The organism is Neorhizobium petrolearium (assembly GCF_029854435.1).
GTDB classification, from domain to species: Bacteria; Pseudomonadota; Alphaproteobacteria; order Rhizobiales; family Rhizobiaceae; genus Neorhizobium; species Neorhizobium petrolearium.
In genome coordinates, this window is sequence record NZ_CP123000.1 from 5470967 (window position 1) to 5490827 (window position 19861).

Below are 19861 nucleotides of genomic sequence, written 5' to 3' on the forward strand. Positions count from 1 at the left end.
TGCTTTTCTTGCTCTAGTCGGCGCGGTATGCGGCGGGGGTCGTGCCGGTATGCCGACGGAAATGCTGTCCAAAGCGGGACACGTCCTCATAGCCAACATTCGCGGCGATCGAGGCCATCGGCAGGCGTGTGGTCTTCAAAAGCAGCTTGGCGAGCTCCATGCGCTGGCTGATCACATATTGCAGCGGCGACCTGCCGATCGCCTTTGTGAAGGCACGGACGAAATGGAAACGGCTCATCGCGGCCTCGGACGCGAGATCGTCCAGAGAGAGGTCCGCGGCGAGGTTGTCGTGGATGTAGTCGAGCGCGCGGCGCAGCCGGCGATCCTCAATGCCGGCAAGCCCCGGCTTCTGCGGCCACAGCACCTCAGCCAGATGTGCGGCAAGGGCAAGCTGCATGGTGTCGCGATAGAGCGATGGCGCGCTTTCAGTGGTCGCGGCCGCTTGATGGACGAATTGCGCAAGCAGCGGATCGAAGGCGCCGACGACCGGCGCGAAATCCCGCTGGCGGTAGAAGCCAACATCGCCGAGCAGGCTCTCCGGCAATTCGAGCTTCAGGAACGAAAGCGCCTCATCATATTCGCAGATGCCGGTGACATCTGCCGGCAGAATCCAGCCTTCGCCGGCCTTGAGAGGGATGTGCCGCTGCCTGTCGGATCCCACCGCAATCCGATGGCGGTCCTGGTCCACGAGAAAGAGGCCGATCGACAGATGCGACATGACAAAGCTGCCGCCGCCGGCAGGCGTGTGGAGCCTCGCCGCTTTCAATCGCATCCGTGTCTGTGCCTGCGATCCTGTCATGCGGAAAGCGTAGCGCCTGCCGGAGCAAACTCAACGAAAAGTTCCGTGAGGCCAGACGATGAGAGGCAAGAAACGGGTTGAATCTCAAGCCCGCAAAGCCGATCTTGAGGTCAAGCAATATGCGGAGGTTACATTATGGCTGCGCATCAATATCTCATTTTTGGAACGGCCGGCGGTTTCTGCGGCATTGCCTGGAACGATATCGGCATCACCCGCTTTCAACTTCCCACGAAGAGCGCGGATTCGACCGAGCGCCTTCTCCTGCGCCGGCTGCCGGAGGCCGAACGCGGAACGCCGCCGGTCGAGGTGCAGGAAGCGATTGAGGCGGTGAAGCGCTATTTCGCCGGCGAAGAGGTCGATTTCTCGCGTTTCAAGCTCGACCTGCAGGATCAGGACGATTTCTTCAGGGAAATCTATGCCGCGGCTCGCCGGGTCGGCTGGGGACATACCACCACCTACGGCACAATCGCCAGGGAGCTGGGTGCTGGTCCCGAGGCTGCCCGGGATGTCGGCCAGGCCATGGCGAAGAACCCGGTGGCGCTGATCATCCCCTGCCACCGCGTACTGGCTGCAGGCGGCAAGATCGGCGGTTTTTCCGCGCCGGGCGGTTCGACCTCGAAGGCGCATATGCTGGAGCTGGAAGGTGTGCGCCTGACGCCGCCGGAGCCTGCACAGCAGTCGCTGGGGTTCTGACCCGCCGGAGATTCCAGCTTGCGGTCAAGCCCTCCCGGCAAAAGCACCCGGCGTTGTTCCGACATGCCGGGTGAATGCCACGTTGAAGGCGCTGGCGGAGGCGTATCCAATGCGCGCGGCGATCTCGGCGACAGATGCCTCGCGGCGAAGGAGCATTTCCTTCGCCAGCGCCATGCGCCAGCTCGTCACATATTCCATGGGGGCCACGCCGACTTCGCGCCGGAAGCGGTCGAAAAAGGTAGATCGCGACATTGCAGCGTTCCGCGCCAGATCCTCGACGGTTATCTCGCCGCCCGGATCCTGATGAATGCGCCGCAGGACCGGAGCCAGTCTGTGGTCGGACAGACCGCGCAGCAAGCCAGGCGACGCCGTCGCACCGCCCGCAGACCGCAACGCCTCGATCAGGAGAACCTCCAACAGGCGGGTCAAGACCATGTCCCTGGCAGCAAGCTTGCCGACTGTTTCGCGATGAATCATCCGCACCAGGTTCGTCAGTCGGTGCTGACCCTGGACATGGATGACGTCAGGTAGAAGCGAGACCAGCATCTGCCTGTCGGTTGCTGCGAAGGCACAATGCCCGACCATGGCTGTGACATCGACCGCCGATGCAGGATCACCGAGGCGAAAGACGCCGGGACTGGTTTCAAGCCGTTGCGGCAGCGTGCCCCGTGGGGGCGGCTGGAGGCTGCTCATGGTGAAGGAATGGATTTCAGGGACCATAACGAAATCGCCTGCGGCCAGGACGATCGGCGCGCGACCACTGATCGTCAGGTGACAGCGCCCCTCGACGATCGCGCAATAGAACGGGCTTCCAAGTTCCCGGCGCTCAACGAGCCATGCCCCACCCGCCATCACCAGCTTGGCGATCGAGGGGACGGGCTTGAGGATCGATACGATCTCGGCGAGAGGATCAGACAGGTTTCGGACTTTCGCTAAGCAAACGCGGACGAATAAATATAGAACGTCCGGTCTGCCTATTCCATCTTGAGATACTCAAGCAGGAGACAAAAGATGACAACCAACAACTTGATCGAGCTTGCCCGCCATATTCCCACGCCGGAGGCCGCTCTCACCCTCGCCTATTCACCGATTCGCCTACACCTCGCGGATCGTCAACCGCTGGAATTGCGCCTCACCGCACCTGCGAGCGGCGAGAAGCTGCCGATCGTGATCCTGTCGCATGGGTTCGGTCCCTCCAACTACATCCCTTCGAAGGACGGGTATACGCCGCTTGCGCAGTTCTGGGCCGAACGTGGTTTTGCCGTCATTCAGCCGACACATGCGAGTTCCCGTGTCGGTGGGCTCCCGGCAGACGCGCCTGGTGCGCCGTTCTTCTGGCGCGAACGTGTCGCGGAGGTGAGGGCGATCCTCGATCGATTGGCCGAGATCGAACATCAGACGCCGGCTGTTGCGGGGCGCCTTGATCATGGCCGGATCGCCGCAGCAGGTCATTCTTTTGGGGGGCACACGGTCGGCTTGCTTCTCGGTGCGCGGCTGCATGGCGAGGATTTTGCCGATACCCGCATCTCCGCAGGTATTCTTCTCGCCGCGCCGGGACGCGGGGGCGAGGATCTGACCCCGGAGAACGCGGCCCGGTTTCCGTTCTTCGACCTCGATTTCGCTGGCGTGATGACGCCGAGTCTCGTCGTCTGCGGCGCGGATGACAATCCGCACTTCACGCCGCGTGGACCTGAGTGGCATGCCGATGCCTATCACGATGGCCCCGGGGCACGGGCGCTGCTTACTCTTCGCGGGGTAGGGCATGGACTCGGGGGCATTGCAGGGCTCGATGCCAAGGAAACCGAAATCGAGGCGCCCGATGTGCTGGAGGCAACCAGGCGAATGACGCTTGCGTGGCTGAAAACTGCGCTTGATGTCGATGCCGGGGCATGGGCTCTGGCCCGCGCGGCGCTCATCGGTCCGGCGCAAGCGCTTGGCACCGTGAACGAGAAAATGGCTGCATGATGCGCCCTGGGAGGACCATTCTCCCAATTTGCGATCATTGAAATCCACAGATGATCGGGTCGTTTCGCTGTGCAACCGCTCTACCGGCACAAGCTTTATTCCGCTGAAGCCGATCGCCTCGTCAGGATCGCATCTGAGATCAGATCAAACAGGTGATGGGCCTGGGGTACCAGCGGCGGCTGTTCGCCGAGCCATGCGAGGGCACTGATCAGGGCGAAAAGATCGTTGCCATCCATATCTGGCCGGGCGGCGCCATTGGCTTGCGCCCGGGCCAGCAGTCTGGTTCCGGCCGAGCGTAACGTGACACAAGAGCTATGGAGGGCTGAGCTTTGGTCTGCAATGGCGGCGACCATGGGCGCGATCACGCCGCTATAGTCGCGCGTCATGGTGATCGCCTCTCTCAGCCAGATCAAGAGTGCTTCGGCGGGATTGTCGGAGGCTTCCAGCTCGCTCGCCCTTTGCGCCATCTCTTCAAAATTGGTCCGCAGCAGCGCCTCCAGCAGGGTTTCCCGAGTTGGGAAATGCCGGTGCAGCGTACCGTCGCCAACACCCGCCTTGCGGGCGATGTCACGCAGGGATGCGCTTGCATCTCCCTTGCCGAGGATCTCGCGCGCGACCTGCAGGATGTGATCATAGTTCTTTTTTGCGTCGGCTCTCATCGGTCCTCTTGAAATATGGAGCGGCGCTCCATTTATAGATGGAGCACTGCGCCGCTTAATGTGGTGCTCGTCCATCATAGGAGCAAGAGATGATCGGCAAAACCATGAAAGCCATACAGATCCACGAATTCGGCGGGCCGGAGGTGCTTAAATACGAGGACGTGCCGATGCCAGAGGTCGGGCCGGGCGAGGTGCTTGTTCGCGTGAAAGCCATCGGAATCAATCCGCCGGACTGGTATCTGCGCGACGGCTACAAGGCGCTTCCGCCGGAATGGCGGCCACAGGTAGCCTTTCCCCTCATTCTCGGCACGGATATTTCCGGCGTTGTCGAAGCCGTTTCCGATGATGTTCAGGGTTTCGCCGTCGGAGACGAGGTCTATTCCATGGTCCGCTTCTTCAGCGTCGGAGAGAGCAGGGCCTATGCACAGTATGTCAGCGTGCCGGTTCAGGATCTGGCCCTCAAACCCAGGGGAATAGATCACGTTCAGGCGGCAGGCGCACCCATGTCGCTGCTCACCGTCTGGCAGTTCATGGTGGAGGTGGGTCATGATGCGCCGAACCAGCTGCAGTCGGAGAGGCACGTGCCCGTGCCGCTCAAGGAAAGGCGGGTCGTGGTGAACGGCGCGGCCGGCGGCGTCGGGCATTTCGCGGTTCAGGTGGCGAAACTCAAAGGCGCGTATGTGATCGCCATAGCTTCGGGGAGACATGGGGCACTTCTCCGGGATCTCGGAGCCGACGAGGTCATCGATTACACCAGGACACCGCCGGAAGATGTGGTGCACGATGCGGATCTGGTCTTGGATACGCTTGGCGGAGCTGCCTCCAGACGGTTCCTCAGCACTTTGAAGCGGGGCGGCGCCCTGTTTCCGGTCTTTCCTTTGGGCTTCAATGCCGGCGATGAGGCAAAAGAACTCGGCATAACGGTGTCGACGGCACAGGTGCGCTCAAGCGGTGCGCAATTGGCGCAGCTGGCGCCACTGTTGGCCGATGGAACGTTGAAAACCGTGATCGACAGCACCTATCCGCTCGCCGCCGCACGTCAGGCGCATGAGCGCGCCGCGAAAGGCCATATCCAGGGCAAGATCGTGCTGACGGTCGATTGAGTCGTCTCCGCGAAAAATTCTCCGGGGGAGGCCGTGATATCCCAACGCCTGGCCGAAGCCGGGATCGACCCTCGATCGGCGGCGGCGATTCCGGTGACAATGCGCTCGCCGGAACCATCGATGGGCCTCTGAAAGGCCGAAGCCATCCACCGGCGCCATCCACGACGCCGCTCATCAGGCTTTCTTAGGAAACCCGGTCAAGTTGAGGATGGTTGCGCGGTCACTACGACAATGGCGGCGCAGGGCAGCGACCCGTTGCGGCGATAGCTGTGGGGATAGGTGCTTTCGAAATACATCGAGTCGCCCTCACTCAATGTGATGTCCTCACCCTCCAGGTTCACTACCAGCTCGCCACGCAAAACGTAGATGATCTCCGCGCCAGCATGCTCGTGCGGCTCCGATTGTTCATCTTCCTCTCCGAATTCGACGTAATAGCCGTGGAGCCTGCGATCGCTGACTGGAAAGTCGAGGGACTCGAAGCGGTAAGCGGGCGACGTCCGCCCCGCCTTGTCCGGAAGGCGAATGCGGTCCGCCTTGCGCACGACGGCATGGACCGGCCGGTCGTTGTCCTCTTTGAAAAAGTGATCAAGGCCGACGCCGAAGACCAAGGCGATCCGCAACAAGGTCGGCAGCGTCGGAAACAGATGTCCGCGCTCGATCTTCGACAGCATCGCCGCCGAAAGACCTGTGTGCTCGCCAAGCTGGACCAGTCCCAATTTCTTGCGCAGTCGCAGTCGACGGATCTTCGGGCCGATAGCATAGCCCTCAAGGGCCGTGGTCAACGTCTCCGACAGCATGATTCCGGTCTCATTTCACCTCAGTTCAAAGGTAGGTAGCACAATTTTCTCAATGAGAAAATCACTTCTCATATCACGAGAATTTGCTCTTGAAGAAAACTGATTTTATCATAGTTCAATAATCCGACGAGGTGCGCAAGGCAAAATACATTCGATCCCGCTTCCTCGGACCGGAACGCCGGCCAAGCCGGCCCCACGGTAAAACGCGTCTAGCAACAGGAGCTAAAGATGAGCAGAATAAGTATTGCATCGATGGCCGCGGTCGGTCTCGCCGTGGCGGGTCTGATGATCGGTAGCAGCCTCGCGCGCGCCGGCAATCAGGACATTGTCGACACGGCGGCCAGTGCCGGCCAGTTCGAGACGCTGGCGACAGCACTCGAAGCAGCGGATCTGGTTGCTACTCTGAAGGGTCCCGGACCGTTCACGGTGTTTGCGCCGACAGATGAGGCATTCGCAAAGCTGCCGGCCGGCACAGTGGAGAACCTGCTGAAGCCGGAGAACAAGGCGAAGCTGACGGCGATCCTCACCTACCACGTGGTGCCGGGTACGGTGAAAGCCGAGCAGGTGACCACGCTGGACGAGGTCAAGACCGTCAACGGAACGACGGCGAAAATATCGACCGGGGACGGCAAGGTCATGATCAACGACGCCACCGTTGTGAAGGCCGACATTGCGGCCTCGAACGGCATCATCCATGTGATCGACAAAGTCATCCTGCCGCCCGAAGGCTGATCGGCCACCTATCGCCCCAGCCGATCAACAGCCGGCCCGCTTTGTCGCCGAAAAGCGGGCCGGCGTCTTATCGACAGGCGCGCTCACAGGCAGACGCGGTTACGATTGCTGATCCGAGGCAAAAGAACCATGACGTTCTTTGCTGAAACAAGGGTTATGGTGTTCCAATGAATGTGCGTGCAGGGGAGCTCGGCAGCCTATTCTTGTTTCTGGCGCTCGTTCTGGGTGGCGGGCTTGTCATAGGTTTCGTGACTGCTCCCGGTGCATGGTATGCACCGCTGAGCAAGCCGCCCTTCAATCCGCCGAGTTGGGTCTTTGCCCCAGTCTGGACTGCGCTCTATATCATGATCGCGATCGCCGGGTGGCGAGTTTGGCGAGGGGGCCGCAGCAGAGCGCCAATGAAGCTATGGTGGGTGCAGTTGGTTCTAAACTTCGCTTGGTCGCCGATTTTTTTCTCAGCGCATTGCACTGATATTGCCCTTGGCGTGATCGTGCTGCTTCTGATCACGATTATCGGCTTCATCGTGATTAGCTGGCAGCGGGATAAAATCGCATCGCTCCTGTTTGCGCCCTATGCCGCCTGGGTAGCGTTCGCCTCGGTTCTGAATGGCGCGATCTGGCTCTTGAACTGATCGGGTGACGTCGCACTGCTCGAAGAGGAGACGGCAAGGTCGAGAAACAAGCTGAGAACGTACGATCATATGAACGGGCGAGCATTCTCGGCAAAGCTACGCTATTGCCACCAAAGCCAACCCTCATTCCCACTCTAATATTTTCGACGCTCTAACGGATTGATTTTACTATAGAAAAACTTCATTTCGGCGCCTGGATCCGTGAAGTAGGCCGTCAAAAGGCTCGGCTGTTGATTTTATTGGAGTTTTTGGAAATCGCAGCACAGAAAAAATTCTGTGAACTATCGGTATCTATCAACCGTTTCGCGCTGAGGCATAGACCTCAAATCTTGAATATTTTGCGCCCGATAAAGTACCGTCAAAATCGACGAAATCAATATGCCTGCCTCGAATCTGGACTAGCAACGCCCAGCGGTTTACGCTCAACCGTGGCGTCCGGCATGCGGTCGTCCTCAATCGGTGGCATCCGGCAAGCGGATGCCGTGCTTCATCGGCAAACCTCCTGCTGGAATTCTTAAGCTCGATCTGCTATATGACTATCTACATGGTCAGGAGCGTGACATGCATGCGATTAATCTGGCGGATGCCAAAGCCCATCTGAGCGAACTGATCGACCGGGTCGAGGCGGGAGATTCGATCGACATCACCCGTCGCGGTAAGCCAGTCGCTCGGCTCACCGCGGTGGAAAGGCCCCGCAAGCCGATCGATGCGGCACTGCTTCAATTGCTGACGGCGGCTATGCCGCCCCAATCCCAGAGTGCTGCCGATCTCGTGCGGTCGATGCGGGATGGTGATCGCTACTGATGCTTTATCTCGATACGTCGCTGATCGTTGCGGCGCTCTCCAACGAAGTAATGACGCCGCGCGTTCAGGCCTGGCTGGCGGAACAGGATCCGGCGCGGCTGCTGATCAGCGACTGGACCGTTACCGAGATGTCGTCGGCTCTGGCGATCAAGCTGCGGACGGGACAGATCACCCTTGAGCAGCGCGCCGCGGCGCTCGCCATGTTCAACAAGCTCGTCGCCGAGAGTTTCACCATGCTGCCCGTGACGGGCGGTCAGTTCCGGGCGGCGGCGAGGTTCGCTGATCAACATGCGCTTGGGTTGCGTGCGGGAGACGCACTGCATCTCGCCATCGCGTCGGAGCATGGCGCCACAGTGTATACGCTTGACCAGCGGCTGGCTGAGGCCGGGCCAGTGCTTGGTGTCCCCGCGCAGTTGCTGGCATGATCCGGGCCTTCTCCAGCTTGGTCCGCCCGCTCGGGAGCCGCCATGGCCGGTGACTGGTCCGACGAGCAGAACGACGCGATCGTGGCGGATTATTTCGCGATGCTTGCTGACGACATCGCCGGGCGACCCTACAGCAAGTCTGAGCATAACCGCCTCCTACAGCCGGTGATCGATCGGCCTCGCGGCTCGATCGAATACAAGCATCAGAACATCAGCGCCGTGCTCAAAGGCCTCGGTCAAGTCTGGATCCCAGGCTATAAGCCGGCCTTCAATTTCCAGGCATCGCTCGTCGACGCTGTGGTGCGCTGGCTCGATCGCCATCCAGATTGGCTCGCACCGGCCGCGCGAATGGCGATGGGTCCGTCACCGTCAGTGTTTTGGGAGGACGCGATGCTGTGGATCGGCCCACCACCGACGCACAGCAATGCGCCGCCGCCCGACGAACTTGAGCAGATGGCGGCCATTGCCCGGAAGTACGATGTGGCGGAGCGCGATGCCCGCAATCGCGCGCTGGGCCGCGCCGGCGAGAAGCGCGTTCTCGCCCATGAGCGTGCCACCCTGCGCGCCGCAGGCCGGACAGATCTCGCCGAACGCATTCGCTGGGTGTCCCATGTCGATGGTGATGGTGCCGGCTATGACATCCTCAGCTTCGATCCCGACGGTAGCGATCGGCTGATCGAGGTGAAGACGACCAATGGCTGGGAGCGCACGCCGTTTCACATCACGCGCAATGAGCTGGCCGTTGCCGAGGAGCGACGTAGCGATTGGCGGCTGGTGCGGTTGTGGAATTTTGCGCGGGAGCCAAAGGCGTTCGAACTGCGTCCGCCACTGGAGGCGCATGTATCATTGATGGCCGCCAGCTATCAGGCGACCTTCTTGTAAGGGGCAGACAGGAGACGGACAGCTTCCGCCTGTTCTACCCGCTACGCAGACACTGTCATTTCGTGTCAGAGCAAAGTGATCCCTCAGTCTGAAGGTAGCCCGTTCAGCCTCGCTCCTCGATCTTGACAATGCGACCGTCTTCCAATGTCAGGATACGGTCAGCGCGGTCGAGGATGCGGTTGTCATGGGTGACGAGCAAGGTCGTGGTGCCCCGCGCTTCGCCCATGCGTTTCAACAGATCGACGACCTCGGCCGCACTGTCCTTGTCCAGTGCGGCGGTGGGCTCGTCTGCCAGCACCAGCGCCGGGCTGGAGACAAGGGCCCGAGCCACGGCGACGCGCTGTTTCTGCCCACCTGATAAGTTGGCGGGCAGGTAGGTCATGCGGTCCGTCAGGCCGACAAGGCCAAGTGCATGGCCGGCCGCATGTTCCGCCACGCCGTCGGGCACGCCACCATGCACCTGCACCCCCATCATCACATTCTGCGCCGCAGTCAGGCTTTCATGCAGGTTGTGGGCCTGGAATATGAAGCCCAGATGGCGGCGCAGCGCGACAAGCTGTGCCTGGGGTGCGCCCTTCAGTTCGTGATCCAGAAGCCGCACCGACCCATCCTGTACCGCGCGGAAGCAGCCGATCAGCGTGAGCACCGTGGTCTTGCCAGACCCGGAAGGGCCCATCAATACGGTGAAGCTGCCGCGCTTCAACGTCAGGTTCACGTCGAACAGCGCCTGTTTGCGAACCTCGCCGCTGCCGAACCAGTGGTTCAGCTCCCGTACTTCAACGATTGTCTCGCTGTCCATGGCAGCCTCCTAGAATAGATCGGCAGGGTCGGCAGCGGCAAGCCGACGGGTGGCGATAGCGCCGGACAGGGCCGAAAACACAATGGTGCCAAGGAAAACCGTCACCGCCATCGATGGCGTCATCCCCAATGGCAGGGTCGTTATCTTGCCCATGATCGTCAAAATGGTCGTCCCGACGATCAGACCGGGAATAAAGCCCATGATCCCCAGGACCAGCGCCTCTTCGAAGACGATGCCGAGGAAGAACTGCGGGCCATACCCCATGGCCTTGAAGGTTGCGTATTCGCGCAGGTGGTCGGCCACGTCGGTGGACAGCACCTGATAGACGATCACGATTCCGACGAGAACGCCTATCAGCACCCCGAAGCCGAAGATGATACCCGTGGGCCGCTTGGTCTGCTGATAGCGCAGGTCCTCTTGAGCTGCTTGTTCATAACTGCGGATGCGAAGGGATGGATCGGAGATCAGGGATTTCAGGCGCGTGATCACGGCGTCTGTCTGTGCGCCGGGGCGCAGGGTCAAAAGGATATGGTCGGGCGCCGTGGAACTGCGTGTCGGGAACAGCGACAGGAAGGTCTGATCCGAAACCAGCATGTAGCCATCGCCACCGAACCCGCCTCCGCCGGCGAAGGTGGCGTAAGCGGTGACGGTGCGGTCCTGCGTTTCAAAAGACAGCGGCGATTGCGGGCGGATCGCGGAAGCTTCATCCTTGGTCAGTCCACGGGCCAGCCGGTCGAGTATTGCTGCATCTTGCACCTGCAGGAGTTTCAGATCTCCCGCGATATCGGCGGCCAGGAACTCCGTCTTGACCGGGTCGACACCAAAGGTCGTCAAACTGATGTCCTTTTCGCCCCGATCCCAAGGAACATTGGCGATCAAGAGACCCATGCCAGCAGAGACATCCGGATCCCCCAGCGCCTGCAGCAACCACTGCCGTGCCACATTGCCACCGTCGGTCAGGGTACTCGCGTCGCCAGCCGAGATCATGATATCTGCCTGAAAGAAGGCATAGGGTCGCAATGTTGCAGCACCCATCGAATTCATGATCCCAAGCTGAACGAAAACCAGCACATTGGCAAAGGCCACTCCGGCAAGTGCCGCCGCGAAGCGGGTGCGGTTATGGGTCAATTGCAGCCAGCCGATCGGCAGCCGCCCGAACAGGCGTTGCAGCAGGTAGCTCATGGATTGGCCCGTGCAGTGGTGTCAATACGGGCTATGACCTCGAGATTCGTGAAGCGCGCGGCAAGTTCCGAGGAAGCGGCATCCAGCACCACCAGGACCTGGATCACGCGCGCATCCTTGTTTTCCGCCGCGTCGTCCGAAATCAGTCCCTGCCGTCCCACGGTCAGCCCGATACTGTCTACCCGGCCTTGCAGCGTGACACCCAGTGCCGGGGTGGCCAATTCCACCGGCTGGCCAACCAGGACAGTGCTGATGCGATCCTGCCAGATCTCCACCTCGGCCATCATCTGGTCGGTGTCGCCCATGTCCATGATGCCGTCGGTGGGAGGGCGCTGTCCGGGCGTCACGTGGATGTCGAGGATCGTGCCGGTGATCGGCGCCACGACCTCGGCCCGTGCAAGATCGAGCCGCGCACGGGCGAGGTCGGATCGGGCGGCATCCACATTACGGCTGGCCACGATCACGTCGGGCTGCTCGTCGAGCGTCACCGCCGAATACCGCTTCAACGTTGCCTCGGCGCGTATAACGGAAAGCTTCGCGCCCTCCGCCGCCGAGCGGGCGGCATCGAGCGTGGCCTGCGTGCCCACATCGTGCGAAACCAGTTCCACCGTGCGGACCAGCGTCGTCGTGGCTTCCGCCGCCGTGGCCACGGCCTGATCAAGTGCTGCTTGTGCCTCGTCGCGGCTTGCCTCTGTCGCGGCACGGATCTGAATGAGGTTTGCTTCGCGCACGGCAAGGTTTGCCTCAGCCGTCAGGACCGCGCCTGCCAGAGCGGAGTGATTGTCGAGCCGAGCCAGCACGGTGCCCTTCTCCACCCGGTCACCCACGGATACGAGGATTTCGGCAACGCGCGCGTCGCTCGCACCGTAGGGTGCCGCCACAACCGAGACATCGCCACGCGGCATCACCCGCGCCAACCCCACCACATCGGTGGGCAGCAGGGTTTCCGCCATCTTCGGCGGTAGCTCGATCTCGGGCGGCAGCGCAATGGGTGCATCCGAGCCGCCACCGGGCGTAAGGCCCGTCAGTGCGTAGAACTTCTGCAACCCCGTCGGCTGAAAGTACATTCCGAGCACCGCGCCCGAGAACATGAACACCGGTACCAGCAGGACCAGCAGATACCGCTTGCGAAACCAGCGGCGGGGCGATGATCCTGGCTCAGACAGGTTCAGGTCGATCGGCAGTTGGTCTTTGTCGAGTCCTGACATTGCGGCTTTCCTCTCACTACGGCCGTTCACACCGGGCCCCTTCAGACAAGTCGCTCCGCTTACATCGCGAAGTCGTGGAGTGTAATTCCGCCGTCGGCGTTCTTGTCCAGTTCCGCAAACCAGGTGTCGGCCCCAGCAAGAAACTCCTCGCGTGTCACCTTGCCGTCCTTGTCCAGATCGCTGAGGGGCTGGCTCAGCCGGTCGGCGACTTTCTGCATCTGGGCACGCTGCGCCCCTTCGTAGTTGTTGACGTCGTTCTGGCGGGCCTCGTCGAACATCAGGTATTCTTCGGCATCAAGGGCGCCGTTTTCGTTCGAGTCGAAACTCAGAAAGACACTGGCGCGCATCTCGCGCAGTTCTTCAATGGTGGCGGTGCCATTCCCGTCGAGATCCCAGTTGTTCATGAACTGACCTCCAGGGCTCGTCTGGGCAAGGGCTGTCGTCGCGGACAGCAGAAGTGCGGCGGTTAACCTGCGAATTTTCAAGAGAGGAGTTCCATTGTTTCTGGATTGCCCGTCAGGGCGATGAATGGAGATCCGGTGAGGTCACTCCGCCGGACGGATCATGCGGATCATGACGTTGTTTTTCAGCACGATCCGATGGAACGGAATGGCCAGGACATGCAGAGCGATGAGCGCCAGAAGGATAACCTTGAAGACGTTGTGTACCTGTGCGGCAACGGTCAGGTCGGCGAACCAAGCCAATGCGCCCGAGACGGACATGATCGCCAACACCGCATAGAAGGCCCAGTGGGCGACATGGCTCAGCGCCTTTAGTGGCGCGGGTTCATTTTCGGGCGGTAGTGGCGCGCCATGTGTCAGACGCAGAGCCAGACGCCACAGGATGAGGGCGAAGATCAGCCCGCCGCCCGCGACATGGGCCAGGATCAGCGGGTCGAAGGCATAGTCCGTGCCCTGCCGGATCGCATCCCAGGCAGAAGCGATGGAGTCCTTGAAGATATATTGACCGGCGACCAGAAGGGCGACGATCCAGTGAAGCGCGATTTGCGCTCCGGAATAACCTGTGGGATGTGTCATGGCTCTGTTACTATGAATGATTGGGCGGGTGCCTTTCGGCACCCGCCGTCCCCATCAGATTACGGTTTGGTCGAGGTTCCGGCATTGATGTCTGTCAGGCGACCCATCCGGGCCATCATCTTCACGGGAAAGGTGATTTCCTCGGCGCTGATTTCCTTGTTGCCATCATCATCGAGCATGGCGAAGGGTCGCGCGGCCATGCCTTTGGTCACCTCGGAAAAGAGCGCTGCAAATTCCGCCTCGGACAGAGCGCCGCTCTTGTCGGCATCATGGGTGGTGAGCAAGGCGGAAACACCGGCCTCGGCTTCCGCAGCCGTGACCTTGCCGTCCTTGTCGGCGTCGAAAGCCTGGAAGACGGGGTTTTCGGTAAAGCCGTTCATGCCCATTGGCCCATGGCCGGCGCGCTGGCCCATCCGGCCAGGCCCCCATCCCGCGCCGTCGCCGCCCTGCATCATCATGCCCGGTGCATGGCCGCCCATCATGCCCCAGGGGCCGCCGCCCGCGATGGCCGGAATGGTCGCACCACCGATGACGGCGACGGCGGCGATGGCGCCAAGAGTAAGGATCGTCTTGCGTTTCATGGTCTCACCTCTTCGGGTCGTTGTTTCGAATGAGACCAGGATGGAGGGGTTGTGTCGCAGAAGGATGCCAGGACGGAGCCTGAATTGTATCCGTCTGTCGCAAGGGCATGGATTGCGACAGACGGATACGCAAAATCCCTCCCGCTTGCGGCAACGGCAAGCTATGTAAGGGCATGACCGATCTATCGCCCCATATCCTGGTCGTGGACGACCACCGCGAAATTCGCGATGCCGTGACGCGCTATCTGGAAAAGAACGGAATGCGCGCAACGCCTGCCCGTGATGCGGCGGAAATGGACGTGGCTCTGAAGGCCGGACGGTTCGATCTGATCGTTCTCGATGTGATGATGCCGGGCGAGGATGGGCTTTCCGCCGCGCGGCGCGTTTCGGCCAGCGGCGGCCCGCCGATCCTGATGCTCAGCGCCCTGGGCGAGGAGACCGACCGCATCGTCGGTCTGGAAATCGGGGCCGACGACTATCTGGTGAAGCCTTTCAATCCGCGCGAACTCCTGGCGCGGATCAAGGCCATCTTGCGACGTTCTGACCGGCCCGAGCCCATGGCCGGCACTCTTGGTGGGCGCAAGCTGGCCTTCGCAGGTTGGGTGCTCGACACCGATACCCGCGCCCTCACGCATCAGGACGGACGTGAAGTCAGCCTGACCAGCGCCGAATTCAAGTTGCTGACCATCTTTCTGGAACGCCCGCGCTTCGTATTGTCGCGCGATCAGCTCTTGGACCTGACGTCCGGCCGGGTAGCCGAAGTTTTCGACCGCACCATCGACAACCAGGTCAGCCGCCTGCGCCGCAAGATCGAAGACGATGCGGCAAGCCCCAGGATCATCGCCACGATCCGGGCGGGTGGCTACAGTCTTGCCACCGATGTCCGAGAGGTGAGCTGATGCGGCTTGCCCCTCGCAGCCTGACCGGGCAGTTGGCACTGTTGATCCTGGTCGCCTTCCTGGTGGCCCAGTTCATAAGCCTCTGGCTCTTCACGGGTGAACGCGGGACCGCCTTGCAAGCCAGCCTCAGAGTCGAAACTGCCGAGCGAGCGGCGGCAGTCGTTATCGCGCTGGAAGAGGCCGCACCGGACAATCGCCCGGGCATCCTTGCCGCGGCCCGCTCGCATCATGCGCAATTCGAGGTCGGCGAGAGCGCGATCAGTTCCGAGGAAACTGAGCTACCGGCGGTCCGATCCAGGGTGACAGATGTGCTGGGAAGCCCGCGCGAGATTCGTGCCGAAGAAGTCGGGATCTCCCCACGCGACGGCCGTCCCATGACACCTCCTGCCGCGCTTGCCTGGTTGCGTGACCGACTGCTGGCCACAGGCGTGGCTCCAACCGAACTTCGCCTGTCCGTGCTCTTGAAGGACGGGACCTGGCTCAATGTCCGCTCCCGCAACGACCGCCGGGATTTCCAGCTCCCTCCGGCTATCCTGGGCACTATTCTGCTTTCGTTGGCGCTGATCATGGCAGCGCTCTGGCTTGGACTGCGGCGGATCACCGGCCCGCTGCGACACCTTGTTCAGGCGGCGGAAGAGATGGGGATCGACGGTCCGGCATTTTCCATGCCGCGCGGCGGGCCCGACGAGGTGCGCGCACTGTCCGACGCGATGGAGCGGATGCAGGCACGCATATCCGGCATGGTTGCCGATCGGACGCGAATGCTGGCGGCGCTCGGTCACGATCTTAGGTCGCCCATCACGGCGCTGCGCCTGCGGGCGGAGATGGTCGATGATGACGAGACGCGAGAGCGCATGGCAGCGACGCTGGATGAAATGCAGGACATGGTCGAGGCGACGCTGGCCTATGCCCGTGGCGTCTCGCCTGACCAGCCGATGGAACCGACGGACATTTCGCGACTGCTCCTGGATCTGGCCTCCGAACTGAGCGAAACCGGTCCGCAGGTGGTACTCGGCACGATGGAACCCGTCACCTTGCCGCTTCGACGTACGCCGATGCGGCGCGCCTTACGGAACCTGATAGAGAATGCCCAGCGTTACGGGGGCGGAGCGGTGATTGGTCTCAGTCGTATGGGCAACGATGTCGTCATTTCCATCGACGATACAGGACCGGGCATACCCGATGCGGATCTCTCCCGCGTCTTCGAGCCGTTTACACGGCTTGAACAATCCCGCTCTCGCGAGACCGGGGGTGTCGGTTTGGGTCTCCCCATAGCCCGAGCCATACTGAACGCCCATGGCGGGACGGTGGAGTTAACCAACCGGGCCGAGGGCGGACTGCGGGCGACAGTCGCGCTACGAGGCGTGGCTGCTCGGGAGGGGTGACGCGGCACAGATTTGGGCAGGCGAATCGGAACACCCACATCGGTCCAATTCACCAGAGCTTAGACAATTGGCCACCCGGTGGCGGCTATCGTCCGCAACACCGCGTGGGAGGCGACCCTCGCAAGGAGCATGGCCGCTCGATCGAACTGCTATAGCCGGAAACATTTTCCTCGATAGGCGCGGCTCCCCTGGGCGCAGGGCCGTATTCATTTTCAGAGCCGGCAATCCGGCTGATCGCGATCGCTGGTTCCCAACGTGCCTGTGCTGGATCAGTCCCGAGGAACCTCGACGCGCTTCACGAGAAGCTTGTCCACACGGCGTCCATCCATGTCAATCACCTCGAAATGCCAGCCTTTCGCCGTGAAACTCTCGCCTAAGGACGGGAGATGCTTTATCTCGTCGATGACGAAACCGGCGACCGTTTCGTAGTCCGGCTCTTCGTCCAGTGAGAAACCCATCTCGTCAGCGAACTCATCGATCGGCATCCAGCCGGCAACGAGGAAGGAGCCGTCTTCGCGTTCCACGATCGCGGGCTCTCCGCTTTCGTCTTCCTGGAAGACCCCTGTGATGGCTTCAAGCACGTCACCTGATGTGACTATGCCTTCGAAATGGCCGTATTCATCATAGACAAGGACCATGTGGGCGGGTGATTTGCGCAGCGACTGGATAACGTCTAAGGCGCCAGTACGATCCGAGACTGCGGATTTCGGATTAACGGGACATCGATTCCGGTAAATCCCGGACAGTCGTTTCACTAAATCGCGGACAGTCTGGCGGGATCGACTTTCGTTCGCCTGGTTGATGTCATTGGTTATTGATTTCGGCGTTTTGCGCTTCGGTCAAGAGCGGTCTTGGTTTTTGCTTCCTCATGCTGTCTCCCTCGAGCGCAATTCGATGGGCGTTATGGACGATACGATCGAGGATGGCGTCAGCGATCGTTGGTTCGCCGATCATCTCGTGCCACTGCGCGACGGGAAGCTGGGCAGTGATCAGAGTGGATTTCCGGCGGTAGCGCTCTTCGAAGATTTCCAGGAGATCGAGCCGCTGCTGATCGCTGAGCGCGTGGGTTCCCCAGTCATCAAGGATGAGCAATTGAACACGCGCGAGCTTGTCGACCAATCGGGGAAACCGCCCGTCGAGGCGCGCCAGCGCCAAATCCTCGAAGAGACGGGGCATGCGGACATAGAGAACGGAATAATCGAGGCGGGCCGCCTGCCGTCCGATGGCGCAGGCGAGCCAGGTTTTGCCCGTTCCCGTTTGTCCGGTCAGGATCAAGTGCTCATGGGCTTTGAGCCATTCGCCTTGGGCAAGCGAGAGGAGCTGTCGGCGGTCGAGGCCGCGATGGGCGGCGAAGTCGATATTCTCGATGCAAGCGTCGGGGAAACGCAGTTTGGCGATTGCAAGCCGGTTGGTCAGGCGCTTGTCGCCGCGCACGGCCATCTCCCGATCGAGCATCAGGCCGAGCCATTCATCGCGGTTGAGATCGATGCCCTCAGTTTGATTGGCAAGGTCGCGATATGCTGCCGCCATGCCGGATAGGCCGAGCGCATGCATCTGGTCGAGGGTTGGATGTGTGAGCATGTGAGTATCTTCCTTTCTTCACTGGTAATAGGAGCTGCCGCGGATGTTGCCATGCACCGGGGTGGGCTTGACCGGCTCAACACCAGGCGGGGTCTGATCGAGACCGGATTTGAGGATGGTGCTGACGGAGGAATAGCTGAGCGCATTGATCGTCAGTGCCCGATCGCACGCCGCTTCCAGACGCTCGGGGCCGTACCGGCGCGCAAGCGATAGAACGCCTTGAGCGGCGCGGTATCCTTGCTGAGGATGAGGTCTATCGCGCATCAGCCGCTCGATCAGGATTGCAGCGTTGCGGCCAATCTTTGCAGCTTGCTTGATGAGGCTCGCAGGTGTCGTGTTGGCATAATGCTGATGTGTCTTCGGCATGTGCTCGTTGACGGTGACATGACCGCCCCGCTGCGACGTCCGGCGGTGGCTGGCGACGCGTTGGTGATCATGGAAGATCTCGACGATCCGGCTTGTAAGCCGGACATTGACCTTGCGGCCGATCAGGCGGTGCGGCACGGAATAGAAGGCCTTGTCGACCTCGACATGGTAGTCGGGATGAACCTTTGCCGACTTCCATTCGGAGTATTCGAATGGCGTTGCCGGCAAGGGCGCAAGCGCGTCTTGCTCGATCTCCTCGAAGAGCTGCCGCCGGGATTTGCCAACCCGGCGCATCGGCCGGCTATTGAGATCGTCGAGAAGCTGGCTGATCCGCACGTTGAGATCGACAAGGCTGAAGAAACGGTCGTTTCTCAGCCGCGCCAGGATCCAGCGCTCGACGATGAGAACGCTGCCTTCGACCTTAGCCTTGTCCTTCGGCCGTTTCGGACGGGTCGGCAGGATCGTCGTGTCGTAATGCTCGGCGAATGCCGCAAAAGTGGCGTTGATGGTCGGCTCGAACCACAAGGGCTTGGCAACGCCGGCCTTGAGGTTGTCGCAGACGATGGCTTTCGTCACACCACCGAAGAAACCCAGCGCCCGCTGCTGACCCTCGATCCAGTCCGGCAACCGTTGAGTGAAGCTTGCATAGGCGAAGGTGTACAAGGAGGCTGGCAGAACCGCGACGAAGATCTGCGCCAGCCGGATTTCGCCCGTCACCGGATCGATCACCGGGACGGTTTGGCCGGCGTAGTCGGTCTGCATCGCCGCGCCGGCTGTGTGGCGATTGCGGAAGGTGGCGTTGGCGCGCTGTTCGAAAGCGGCGAACCGCTCGCAGAACCACGTGTATCCGTAACCGTTGGGGTGCCGTTCGCGATATTCCTGCCACAACAGCGTCAGTGTCACGCCCTTCCGCTTCAATTCACTGGCGATCTTGCCCCAGTCGGGTTCGTGCATGTCCTGGGGCGGACGGCCGCGACGATGGAACAGGCGGCGCTGCAGAATGCCATCATCGTCCAGCCCAGGCGGCAACGGCCAGCCTGTCAGCCCGGCCTCACGCGCCCGCAGCAGGTAGGTCGAAATGGTCGTTTTGCTGATCTTCAGCCGTTCCGATATCGCACGAACCGAAAGCCCCTGTTCGTACGTCAGTCGCAATATCGATCGAATGTCCTTCACGTCAGTAAGTCTCGCCTGCTTCCGTCTCGCCATTCATCAGCCCCTCGTTCAAATCGAGGTCCAGAATGGCAAAACGGCGCGTGCGAAAGTCGATCTCTTTATCCCGAAAGACTGTCCGGGATTTACCGGAATCGCTGTCCGCGAATTAGCGGAAATGCT

General features: G+C 61.2%; 22 protein-coding genes and 1 pseudogene. 10 read left to right on the top strand and 13 right to left on the bottom strand.

What is annotated here, in order from left to right:
- Positions 1–13 precede the first annotated feature (13 nt).
- Positions 14–772: an AraC family transcriptional regulator gene (locus tag QEO92_RS26380; RefSeq protein ID WP_227704994.1), complete on the bottom strand. Its 759-nt coding sequence runs from the start codon at positions 770–772 to the stop codon at positions 14–16.
- A gap of 162 nt (positions 773–934) precedes the next feature.
- On the opposite strand from QEO92_RS26380, the gene QEO92_RS26385 reads away from it, so the two are divergent.
- The gene (locus QEO92_RS26385) at positions 935–1492 is read left to right on the top strand and encodes a methylated-DNA--[protein]-cysteine S-methyltransferase (protein ID WP_227704995.1); all 558 of its coding nucleotides are present in this window, start codon (positions 935–937) and stop codon (positions 1490–1492) included.
- 24 nt (positions 1493–1516) lie between these two features.
- Here QEO92_RS26385 and QEO92_RS26390 read toward each other — a convergent pair whose 3' ends face one another.
- The gene (locus tag QEO92_RS26390) at positions 1517–2410 is read right to left on the bottom strand and encodes an AraC family transcriptional regulator (protein ID WP_227705268.1); all 894 of its coding nucleotides are present in this window, start codon (positions 2408–2410) and stop codon (positions 1517–1519) included.
- 93 nt (positions 2411–2503) lie between these two features.
- Between QEO92_RS26390 and QEO92_RS26395 the strand changes: the two genes are divergently transcribed.
- Complete coding sequence (locus QEO92_RS26395; RefSeq protein ID WP_227704996.1) at positions 2504–3457, top strand: alpha/beta hydrolase family protein; 954 nt, start codon at positions 2504–2506, stop codon at positions 3455–3457.
- 95 nt (positions 3458–3552) lie between these two features.
- Here QEO92_RS26395 and QEO92_RS26400 read toward each other — a convergent pair whose 3' ends face one another.
- Positions 3553–4116, bottom strand: coding sequence for a TetR/AcrR family transcriptional regulator (locus QEO92_RS26400; protein ID WP_227704997.1), 564 nt, complete (start codon positions 4114–4116; stop codon positions 3553–3555).
- Between the two features lie 89 nt (positions 4117–4205).
- On the opposite strand from QEO92_RS26400, the gene QEO92_RS26405 reads away from it, so the two are divergent.
- Entirely contained in the window at positions 4206–5219 is a 1014-nt protein-coding gene (locus tag QEO92_RS26405; protein ID WP_227704998.1) for an NADP-dependent oxidoreductase, read from the top strand.
- 197 nt (positions 5220–5416) lie between these two features.
- On the opposite strand, the gene QEO92_RS26410 is transcribed toward QEO92_RS26405, so the two are convergent.
- Positions 5417–6016: a helix-turn-helix domain-containing protein gene (locus QEO92_RS26410; RefSeq protein ID WP_227704999.1), complete on the bottom strand. Its 600-nt coding sequence runs from the start codon at positions 6014–6016 to the stop codon at positions 5417–5419.
- A gap of 228 nt (positions 6017–6244) precedes the next feature.
- Between QEO92_RS26410 and QEO92_RS26415 the strand changes: the two genes are divergently transcribed.
- From QEO92_RS26415 to QEO92_RS26435, 5 genes are all read left to right on the top strand, one after another.
- The gene (locus QEO92_RS26415) at positions 6245–6748 is read left to right on the top strand and encodes a fasciclin domain-containing protein (protein ID WP_081953032.1); all 504 of its coding nucleotides are present in this window, start codon (positions 6245–6247) and stop codon (positions 6746–6748) included.
- A 167-nt stretch (positions 6749–6915) separates the two neighbouring features.
- Entirely contained in the window at positions 6916–7380 is a 465-nt protein-coding gene (locus tag QEO92_RS26420; protein ID WP_037159415.1) for a TspO/MBR family protein, read from the top strand.
- A 561-nt stretch (positions 7381–7941) separates the two neighbouring features.
- On the top strand, positions 7942–8184 hold the full coding sequence (locus QEO92_RS26425) for a type II toxin-antitoxin system Phd/YefM family antitoxin (protein WP_113139575.1): 243 nt from the start codon (positions 7942–7944) through the stop codon (positions 8182–8184).
- Positions 8184–8609, top strand: coding sequence for a type II toxin-antitoxin system VapC family toxin (locus QEO92_RS26430; RefSeq protein WP_227705000.1), 426 nt, complete (start codon positions 8184–8186; stop codon positions 8607–8609). The genes QEO92_RS26425 and QEO92_RS26430 overlap by 1 nt, the downstream gene beginning before the upstream one ends.
- Before the next feature lie 42 nt (positions 8610–8651).
- A complete protein-coding gene (locus QEO92_RS26435) occupies positions 8652–9491 on the top strand; it encodes a protein NO VEIN domain-containing protein (RefSeq protein WP_227705001.1) in 840 nt (279 codons plus the stop codon).
- A gap of 103 nt (positions 9492–9594) precedes the next feature.
- On the opposite strand, the gene QEO92_RS26440 is transcribed toward QEO92_RS26435, so the two are convergent.
- The 6 genes from QEO92_RS26440 to QEO92_RS26465 form a co-directional block, all read right to left on the bottom strand.
- Positions 9595–10290 carry an ATP-binding cassette domain-containing protein gene (locus QEO92_RS26440; protein ID WP_227705002.1) on the bottom strand — a complete coding sequence of 232 codons (696 nt, stop codon included), beginning with the start codon at positions 10288–10290 and terminating at the stop codon, positions 9595–9597.
- 9 nt (positions 10291–10299) lie between these two features.
- The gene (locus QEO92_RS26445; RefSeq protein ID WP_265105738.1) at positions 10300–11472 is read right to left on the bottom strand and encodes an FtsX-like permease family protein; all 1173 of its coding nucleotides are present in this window, start codon (positions 11470–11472) and stop codon (positions 10300–10302) included.
- On the bottom strand, positions 11469–12680 hold the full coding sequence (locus QEO92_RS26450) for an HlyD family efflux transporter periplasmic adaptor subunit (RefSeq protein ID WP_227705004.1): 1212 nt from the start codon (positions 12678–12680) through the stop codon (positions 11469–11471). The genes QEO92_RS26445 and QEO92_RS26450 overlap by 4 nt, the downstream gene beginning before the upstream one ends.
- A 59-nt stretch (positions 12681–12739) precedes the next feature.
- Positions 12740–13084 carry an EF-hand domain-containing protein gene (locus QEO92_RS26455; protein WP_227705005.1) on the bottom strand — a complete coding sequence of 115 codons (345 nt, stop codon included), beginning with the start codon at positions 13082–13084 and terminating at the stop codon, positions 12740–12742.
- A 141-nt stretch (positions 13085–13225) separates the two neighbouring features.
- Positions 13226–13717, bottom strand: a complete 492-nt coding sequence (locus tag QEO92_RS26460) for a cytochrome b (RefSeq protein WP_227705006.1) — start codon at positions 13715–13717, stop codon at positions 13226–13228.
- A gap of 59 nt (positions 13718–13776) precedes the next feature.
- Positions 13777–14298: an EF-hand domain-containing protein gene (locus tag QEO92_RS26465; RefSeq protein ID WP_227705007.1), complete on the bottom strand. Its 522-nt coding sequence runs from the start codon at positions 14296–14298 to the stop codon at positions 13777–13779.
- Positions 14299–14471: 173 nt separating this feature from the next.
- On the opposite strand from QEO92_RS26465, the gene QEO92_RS26470 reads away from it, so the two are divergent.
- Entirely contained in the window at positions 14472–15197 is a 726-nt protein-coding gene (locus tag QEO92_RS26470) for a response regulator (RefSeq protein ID WP_227705008.1), read from the top strand.
- Entirely contained in the window at positions 15197–16582 is a 1386-nt protein-coding gene (locus QEO92_RS26475) for an ATP-binding protein (RefSeq protein ID WP_227705009.1), read from the top strand. Before QEO92_RS26470 ends, QEO92_RS26475 begins: the two co-directional genes overlap by 1 nt.
- Positions 16583–16851: 269 nt before the next feature.
- Here QEO92_RS26475 and QEO92_RS26480 read toward each other — a convergent pair.
- The 3 genes and pseudogenes from QEO92_RS26480 to istA form a co-directional block, all read right to left on the bottom strand.
- Positions 16852–17280 (bottom strand): annotated as a pseudogene (locus QEO92_RS26480) (transporter associated domain-containing protein); the annotation flags it as partial.
- A gap of 106 nt (positions 17281–17386) precedes the next feature.
- Positions 17387–18163, bottom strand: a complete 777-nt coding sequence (istB, locus tag QEO92_RS26485; RefSeq protein ID WP_227704226.1) for an IS21-like element helper ATPase IstB — start codon at positions 18161–18163, stop codon at positions 17387–17389.
- Between the two features lie 18 nt (positions 18164–18181).
- Positions 18182–19735 carry an IS21 family transposase gene (gene istA, locus QEO92_RS26490; protein WP_227704227.1) on the bottom strand — a complete coding sequence of 518 codons (1554 nt, stop codon included), beginning with the start codon at positions 19733–19735 and terminating at the stop codon, positions 18182–18184.
- Between the last annotated feature and the right edge of the window lie 126 nt (positions 19736–19861).